A 6980-nucleotide genomic window follows, 5' to 3' on the forward strand; every position below is an offset into this window, starting at 1 on the left:
GCGACTGCGTCGAGCATGGCAGCGGCGCATTGCTGATGGCGCTTGGCGGCCAGAAGAACGGCGACGCCATCTTGTGGTTTCGACCGGAACAGTCACGGACGGTGACCTGGGGTGGCAATCCGGCGGTCCACGCCACGGTGGATTTGACAACACAGCGGCCGTCGCCGCGCCAGTCGTTTGCAGCTTGGAAGCAGACAATGCGTGGCAGGGCCGCCCCCTGGAGCGAAGGCGCGGTCTTGACTGCACGCGACCTGGGACGGTTGGTTGAACGGGAGATGACGCGGCGCGCCAGTTCGGAACTCGCGCGGGCGGAAAAGCATGCGCAGTTGGGTCAGTTGACCACAAACATGGCGCATGAACTCAATCAGCCGCTCGCAGGTATCAGTCTGGCGGCGGAGAACGCGTTGCGGAAGCTCGCGAAGTCGCCGGAGCCGCTGCCGCTCGTGCAGCAGAAGCTGAATCTTATCGTGGGCATGGCGAGTGACGCGGCAGATATCATCGATCGCATGCGGGTGCTGGGACGAACCGACAGCGGTCCTGCAGGACCGGTTGCCGTGGCCGATGTGCTGTCGAGAGTGGAAAGTCGCATGCGGAGCAAGCTGAAGTCGGATGGAGTCAGTCTGCTGCTGAGTATTCCGCAGAATTTGCCCCCTGCCTTTGCCAAGGGCTTCGCGCTGGAGCAGGTTTTTCTCAACCTGATAACCAATGCCTGTGACGCCTACACGGTACCGGCGACGCCGGTACCCGAGCCGCTTCGCATCATTAATGTGACCGCCACAACTGGAAGCGGACGCATAAGCATCGTGGTGCACGACCACGCAGGCGGTATTGCGCCCGATGTGCTTCCCAGGATCTTCGAGCCGTTCTTCAGCACTAGGCAAACCGGCCAGGGCGCCGGCCTTGGCCTATCGCTCAGCTACGGGAACATTGTCGACATGGGAGGCACACTCTCGGTTCAGAGCCGCGACGGACAAACCAGTTTCACGGTCGAGCTGCCTTTGGCACCGGCGGGATGAGTCACGGCAAGTAAGCTATCAGGTTCCCCCGGACCCAGCGGCTAGGTAAGCTGGATTCGGCCGTGATGGTTTGACGGCGTGGCTGCTTGGTCGCCTTCGGTTTCGGCGTCATGGACGGGATCCTAGCCCGCTTGCACCGGCGCTGATTCCACGCGGTTGCGACCGCCGCGCTTGGCCGCATACAGCGCCGCATCGGCGCGCTGCAGCAGCGCCTCCGGGCTTCCGTCGCTGCCAGTCGCAACACCTAGACTGGCCGTCATGCGAAGGGCCCCTTCCGCCAGCGTCACCTCGGTTGCGGCAATGGCTGCGCGCAGCGCCTCGGCCATCGCGGCGGCATCCGCGGCGCCGGGCAGCACGATGAGGAACTCCTCGCCGCCCCAGCGGATCACGGGCGTGCCCGCCGGCAGCACCGCCCGGCAGGTGGCGACCAGGCTGCACAGTGCCTCGTCGCCCGCCTCGTGGCCGTGGCGGTCGTTGATCGACTTGAAGTGGTCGATGTCCAGCATCAGCACCGCGGCGCCGTCCGGCCCGGCGAAGACCTCGGCAAGGGCGGCCTGGCCGGCACGGCGGTTGCTGGCGCCGGTCAGCGGGTCCGTCGTCGCCAGCCGGCGCAGCTCATCCTCCATCCGCTTGCGCTCGGTCATGTCGCGCGACACCGCGACGAAGCCGCGCACGCCGCCGGCCTCGTCGGGCAGCGCGGTCAGCACGGAATTGGCCCAGATGCGGCTGCCGTCCCGGCGTCGGCGCCAACCCTCCATCTCCAACGACCCGGTGCGGCGTGCCTCGGCCAGCATCCTTGCCATGCGCTCCGGCGCACGGTCCTCCGGTGGGAAGAACACCTCGATTGGCCGCCGATCGACATCCTCGGGCTGCCAGCCGCCGAAGCGTTGCAGGGAGGGGTTCCAGCCATCGACGCACCCTTCGGCGTCCAGCGTGTAGATGGCGTAGTCGCGGACGTTGTCGAAGATGGCGCGGAAGCGCTGCTGGTCGGTCTGGATGCGGCGTTCCTGTTCCACCAGCCGGGTCACGTCGTCCAGCACCAGCAGCATCGTCGCGCCATGCAGCCGGTGCAACGTGACGGACAGCACCAGGCCGCCAGCCGCCTCGCAGCGCCGATGATCGAGAATGACACCGGTGCTGTCAGCGGAGCCGTGTACCAGCCGCGCCAAGTCCGGCACCAGCGGCGCCAGCGCCGAATAGGCATCGGACAGGTCGCCCGCCGGGGCCAGCGGCATCAGGAACTGCGCCGCCAGCGGATTGGCCAGCATCACGCGGCCATCCATGTGGAACTGCATCAGCCCGACGGGCACGAGGTAGAGGAACTCGGTCAGCGCCTCCAGCGCATCCGGCACCGCGTCATCCAGCATGTGCCGGGCGCCTCTGCACCAGCAGGTACATACGCTGCGCTGTGGGATGCTTCAGCAGGCGCAACTGCACCGGCGTGGGCGCCATGCGGAGCGTGAAGACATAGTCGATGATGTCGTCCAGCGGCGCCTCCGCCTCGAAGCGCCGCGCAACCAGGGCGTTGTTGGTGCAGGGCGCGACGGAGGTGAAGAAGTGGCGGCCGATCACGCGGGCCGGGGTCAGGCCGGATAGGGTGGCCTCCGCCGTGTTGTACTGCCGCACCGTGCCATCCAACGCCATGCCGATGACGCCGAACGGCAGCGCGTCTCGCTCTGCATCTTGCGAAGCTTCGAGGTGATGCAGCAGATCGGGTGCGGCAAAGTCGGGCTGCATCGCGGTGGTTCCCCCATGTGGGGCAGAAACTAGCGCGTCGGCGGCTCACGGGGACGCGAGGTTTGTTCAGCTTTTGTTTGGTTGCGGTAGAAATCGCCATCGGCCGCGAGCCAAACCTACTCGTCCGGCATGCCGGCGTTGCTGAGAGTGCTGTTGCGACGGAAAACGGTTGAGGCGCTGGACGCAGCCGGGACCGATTCTGCTTCCTGCCCTCCTGCCCTCCTGCCCCGGCTGCCCTCGGTCGGCCGTCGTGAGAAACCCACCCAACGCAGACCGAGGACTGGTGGGCAGGGAGGACTGGGATTTAGTGGGATCAGCGCTTGGCTGGGGCGCGTCCGCCGACGGTCGCGAGCCGCAGCGTCTTGGGCGCCACCGGCGCGGGACTGGGATTTAGCGTGACCCCTCGCTCGTGCACATCCACCGACGCGGCTGGGTAAACGGACAGCGCCATGACGAGGGTGTGGCGAAACTGCTTACGAAAGTGATCCAGTCGCCCGAACCCTTGGCCAAACTGTTCTTTGAGTGCCGACCAGCTGATCGGTGTCGGTGCGTTCAAGACATGCAGGCGGTACGCGAGCCAACAGTACACGTCGAGCGCTAACGAATTGTTGGCGATCTGCTTGATGGCCGACTCCTCGATGGGCACCGGATGCCGCTTCAACTGGTTGAAGAACACTTCCGAGAGGGTTGCCGTCTCGATAAACTGATCGCCCGGGCTATCCCCATCGCCTTTCACGAACATGGCGGTGTCGAGGATCGTCTGGTTCGCGAGGCCCAAGCGGTTGCCTTGCATGACGTCGAACGACATCCGGCAGCGGCTGATCCGCTCGGCTTGGTCACGCACGTCCTGCATGGAGCGCCCACCGATGGGGATCCCTAGCCGCCGTAGCCAGGCATGAAGCGATCGTCCGAGGCTGATATCTCGTCTGCCGGTGCGCAGTGCTTCGGACTGGAGGTAGAGCAGGATCAGACGGGCACGGGACCCGTAAGGCACCCCGATGCTGACTGGTGGCTTGCCGGGCCGCATACCGGGCTGGACGAGCAGAGTGACGTGGTTAGTTATGACCTGCCAAGGAGCGTCGTCAGGCAGTCGTCGGTGAGGCAGCGCAGCTTGCGCCCAACCAGAGTACAGGAAGCCGATCTCGCTCTCTTCCGAAGCCAGGTAGGCAGCCGCCGCCTCAATGACGCGACGGTCCACGTCGGCCTTGACGGCTTCTTCCTTACCGAACTCCATCAGGAGCTGGTGTACCGCCCCCATCACCCGACCCTTTCACTGAGCAATTTGATCCTGCACGAACCCTACGCCCCCGTCGTGCTGGGATTTTGTGGGCTTAGCAAAAAGATACTTGAGCTTCTTATAGTATGTCCCTCTATACCCCAGGGGATAAACGCCTCAAGTCATTGACTTTGCGTGATCCGCCGAAGCGCCTGTCCCCACAAAATGCCAGTCGGCGCCCAGTAAATATCAGCTTTTCCTGTGGGTACCGGCCTCACCATTCCGGTCTGGCCACCGAGGAGACTCGGAACAGGACGTGCCGCCCCAGTAAATCCCAGTTTTGGCCTAGCCGCGCTCGCCGGTGCCCGCCGTGCTTGCCGTGGTGGCTCGTGCCGTAAGCGTGTCCGGCAGTGTGCTTGGGCAGACGGGCGCGCTGCATCTGATGGAAAAGCGAAGATGGACTTCCCCCTGGGGCGGGAGAGTTTGCTAACGAACCAGGCACGCGGAGCAACGTCAGACCATCTTTGCCACACGGATGCTGTACCGCGCCGTGTTCCTGTGCTTCCCCGGCGGCGGACGGATTCCCGCCACTCATGACGGTCGCTGAAGCCACTTCAGGGCTGCGTCGTCCAGCAGCGTTCGGAAGGCGTAGCGCTGGCCGGTGCCGCCTGCGATGAGCCCGACCTGGATGCTACTCGGCTTCCGCAATGTGCCGGTGCAGACTTAGTCCCCCTCCCCCGCCGCGCACCCGCGGCACTGCCATAAGGCTGACGGGCGCAGTGATCTGACCGGCTCAAGCGCAAAGCAATACATGAGCGCCGTCACACATGTGCGCCGGCGCTCATTCGCTCCTTCATTTTACGACGCGCGGTGCATTCTCCCGCCGGAACCAGTCATCAACCAGCTCCTCCATGAGGCTCTGCACCTTCCGCCTTCCCTGTCGGGCAAGCAGGACGTGCATCTGGGAAAAAGCTTCCTCGGACAGGAAGAACATCACCGCCCGCTTCCCTTCGCGGTAAGGCTGCCGTCGCCGAATGTCAGTCTCGTCGATCGGCTGGCTGATGGTCAGAGGTTCTGGCTGGGCGCTTTCGGACCCAGGAGTGTTAAAACCGGGGCGGCCAGCGTCAGCATCGGCAATATTGAAAAGGTTCTTGCGAGCCATCGCCTTACACCTTCATGCCTGCGGTCATGCGCGCAGGCGCCCCGCCCCTCATGCGCACATGTGCGCCTGCGCCACTGCGCGACTGTGCTCCGGTAGGGATTTGCAGTGCATCAAACAGGGCCTTCACTTCGCTTGCAGCCTTACTGCTCGGTTCAACCTCCTGCGCGGTCAGGCCTTTCATGAACGGGTAGCGGAATGCCTTACGCTCGCCCCACCTCACCGCAGAGACCTGCATCCCACGTTTGCGGATCGCATCGACCGTCCCTGTGATCTCCTGCCCCTGTGTAGGCACTCGGTTCAACACAAACATGATAGGAACGTTCGCCAGCTTGCACACGTCAATGGTGGCATCGACCGCATCGAGATCGACAATGCTGGGCTGGACGGGCGAGAGCACAAGGGTCGCCACCTTCGCTGCCTGAGCGGCCGCCCGATCCGCCTGTGGCGCGGTGTCTACGACTAGGAAGTCATAACTGGCCGAGCGAGCAGCCTCGATCGCCTTTTCCAGACGCCCTGCAGCCTCCGTAGTGACATCCGGCGGATCATCTCCCCGCCGGTCCATAATTTTCGCCGCAGATGCCTGAGTGTCAATGTCGATGAGGAGCGTCTTGAGGCCCCGGCGATGGCCTTCGACTGCCAGATGGATCGCCATCGTACTCTTCCCGCTCCCGCCCTTCTGGGCAACCAACGCTAGCACGAACATGAATGCCCTCCTTTGCGCCTTCACGCCTGTGGTCCGGCGCGCATGCCCACCGGAGCACATGTGCGAATGCAAGTGCCTTGGTGGCGGCCTACATACATTGATGCCTGTGCGCCTCCACACAGTCAAACAGGTGCACCGGCGCACCGGCTCCACTTAGCACCGGAACGACGGCGCACATGTGTGACGGTGCACATCACACCGATCACCGCCCGCTGCACCGTGCGCTGGAAGCCCGCCGTGGGCTTCGGATCGCCCGGGTAGCCGGTGACCAGTTCCTGCAGGCCGTGCTGGAGAAACTTAGTCAGATCCTGGCGGAGGGCCTGCGGGTCTCCGCCGCTGGCCCGGAGCGCCGCTGCGGCATCCGTGTCGTCGATGAGCGCGACGAGGAGGTGCTCCAGGGTGGCGTACTCGTGCCGCAGGAGGCTGGCGAGTTCGAGCGCGGCGTGGAGGTCCGCTCCAGTGTTCGGGACAGCATCGTGTCGGTCCTCTCGGCCTTCGGGGAGAGGAGCGTTGCCGGAACCGGGCAGGGGAGGGTGAACCGGAGTGAAGGGCGAGCTCCCGGGGCAGCAGGGCCTCCACTGATCCTACCTTGTGCTGACAGGCGCGTCAGGAATGCCGAGCCGGCTTGCCACCGCTTCGAGCAGGGCGAGATCGCCCACGCGCCGCTGCTTCCGGCTCAGCAGCGCGAGGGCTTCGCCGGGCGGCATGTCGAGTGCGGCGCCAATCGTGGTGGGCGTGGTCAGGTCTCGCTCGCTCAGCACACGGCCGATCAGGATGCGGAGGCGGATGATCTTCAGCCGCTCCGCTTCGTGGGCACGGCGCACCTCGGCGGTCAGCTTGGGCTTTGGTGGCGGCGGGTCGGCGGGGAGGGTCATGCCGGCGCATATAGGGCGCGCCGCGGCGGCCGTCGCCACAGTGCGTCACGACGAAGGCGCGGCAGGCTCAGGTGCGCAGGCCGGGGGGCCTGGAGGCGACGGCTATGGCCGCGCGTCGCCGAGGTGCCGGGCGGTCGTGGCAAGGGCGGCCGCGGCCGCGGCGTCGAGGGCCGGCAGCTGGGCGCGCAGACGCACCAGCAGGTCGGCAATGCGGATCGGCTTGATGAGGTAGTCGCTGGCGCCGCAGTCCAAGCCATCGAGCCGGTCCTGT

8 protein-coding genes are annotated in these 6980 nt (G+C 65.3%); 1 reads left to right on the plus strand and 7 read right to left on the minus strand.

All coding sequences use genetic code 11. From position 1 onward, the window contains the following. Positions 1–1016 (plus strand): sensor histidine kinase (locus ACFHPP_RS29895; protein WP_437166878.1); only part of this gene is annotated, 1016 nt, incomplete at its 5' end. Positions 1017–1138: 122 nt separating this feature from the next. Here the strand turns inward: ACFHPP_RS29895 and ACFHPP_RS29900 are convergent. The 7 genes from ACFHPP_RS29900 to ACFHPP_RS29930 form a co-directional block, all read right to left on the minus strand. Continuing rightward, complete coding sequence (locus ACFHPP_RS29900; protein WP_437166879.1) at positions 1139–2383, minus strand: diguanylate cyclase domain-containing protein; 1245 nt, start codon at positions 2381–2383, stop codon at positions 1139–1141. Continuing rightward, positions 2373–2753, minus strand: a complete 381-nt coding sequence (locus tag ACFHPP_RS29905; protein ID WP_437166880.1) for a PAS domain-containing protein — start codon at positions 2751–2753, stop codon at positions 2373–2375. The genes ACFHPP_RS29900 and ACFHPP_RS29905 overlap by 11 nt, the downstream gene beginning before the upstream one ends. 313 nt (positions 2754–3066) lie before the next feature. Beyond that, on the minus strand, positions 3067–4011 hold the full coding sequence (locus ACFHPP_RS29910; protein ID WP_437166881.1) for a replication protein RepA: 945 nt from the start codon (positions 4009–4011) through the stop codon (positions 3067–3069). 811 nt (positions 4012–4822) lie between these two features. Next, on the minus strand, positions 4823–5131 hold the full coding sequence (locus ACFHPP_RS29915; protein ID WP_437166882.1) for a hypothetical protein: 309 nt from the start codon (positions 5129–5131) through the stop codon (positions 4823–4825). A 4-nt stretch (positions 5132–5135) separates the two neighbouring features. Next, a complete protein-coding gene (locus tag ACFHPP_RS29920; RefSeq protein ID WP_437166883.1) occupies positions 5136–5894 on the minus strand; it encodes an AAA family ATPase in 759 nt (252 codons plus the stop codon). Positions 5895–5956: 62 nt separating this feature from the next. Next, positions 5957–6361 (minus strand): Clp protease N-terminal domain-containing protein, encoded by a 405-nt coding sequence (locus ACFHPP_RS29925; RefSeq protein ID WP_437166885.1) that lies wholly within the window; start codon positions 6359–6361, stop codon positions 5957–5959. 57 nt (positions 6362–6418) lie between these two features. Further along, positions 6419–6709, minus strand: a complete 291-nt coding sequence (locus ACFHPP_RS29930) for a hypothetical protein (protein ID WP_437166884.1) — start codon at positions 6707–6709, stop codon at positions 6419–6421. Positions 6710–6980: the final 271 nt, after the last annotated feature.

It is taken from the genome of Falsiroseomonas sp. E2-1-a20, from assembly GCF_051433195.1.
Taxonomy (GTDB): Bacteria; Pseudomonadota; Alphaproteobacteria; order Acetobacterales; family Acetobacteraceae; genus Falsiroseomonas.

Bases quoted from the DNA above. Each gene is read 5' to 3' on its own strand.
- ACFHPP_RS29900 (WP_437166879.1), bottom strand. From the start codon at position 2,383: ATGCTGGATGACGCGGTGCCGGATGCGCTGGAGGCGCTGACCGAGTTC.
- ACFHPP_RS29905 (WP_437166880.1), bottom strand. From the start codon at position 2,753: ATGCAGCCCGACTTTGCCGCACCCGATCTGCTGCATCACCTCGAAGCT.
- ACFHPP_RS29910 (WP_437166881.1), bottom strand. From the start codon at position 4,011: ATGGGGGCGGTACACCAGCTCCTGATGGAGTTCGGTAAGGAAGAAGCC.
- ACFHPP_RS29915 (WP_437166882.1), bottom strand. From the start codon at position 5,131: ATGGCTCGCAAGAACCTTTTCAATATTGCCGATGCTGACGCTGGCCGC.
- ACFHPP_RS29920 (WP_437166883.1), bottom strand. From the start codon at position 5,894: ATGTGCTCCGGTGGGCATGCGCGCCGGACCACAGGCGTGAAGGCGCAA.
- ACFHPP_RS29930 (WP_437166884.1), bottom strand. From the start codon at position 6,709: ATGACCCTCCCCGCCGACCCGCCGCCACCAAAGCCCAAGCTGACCGCC.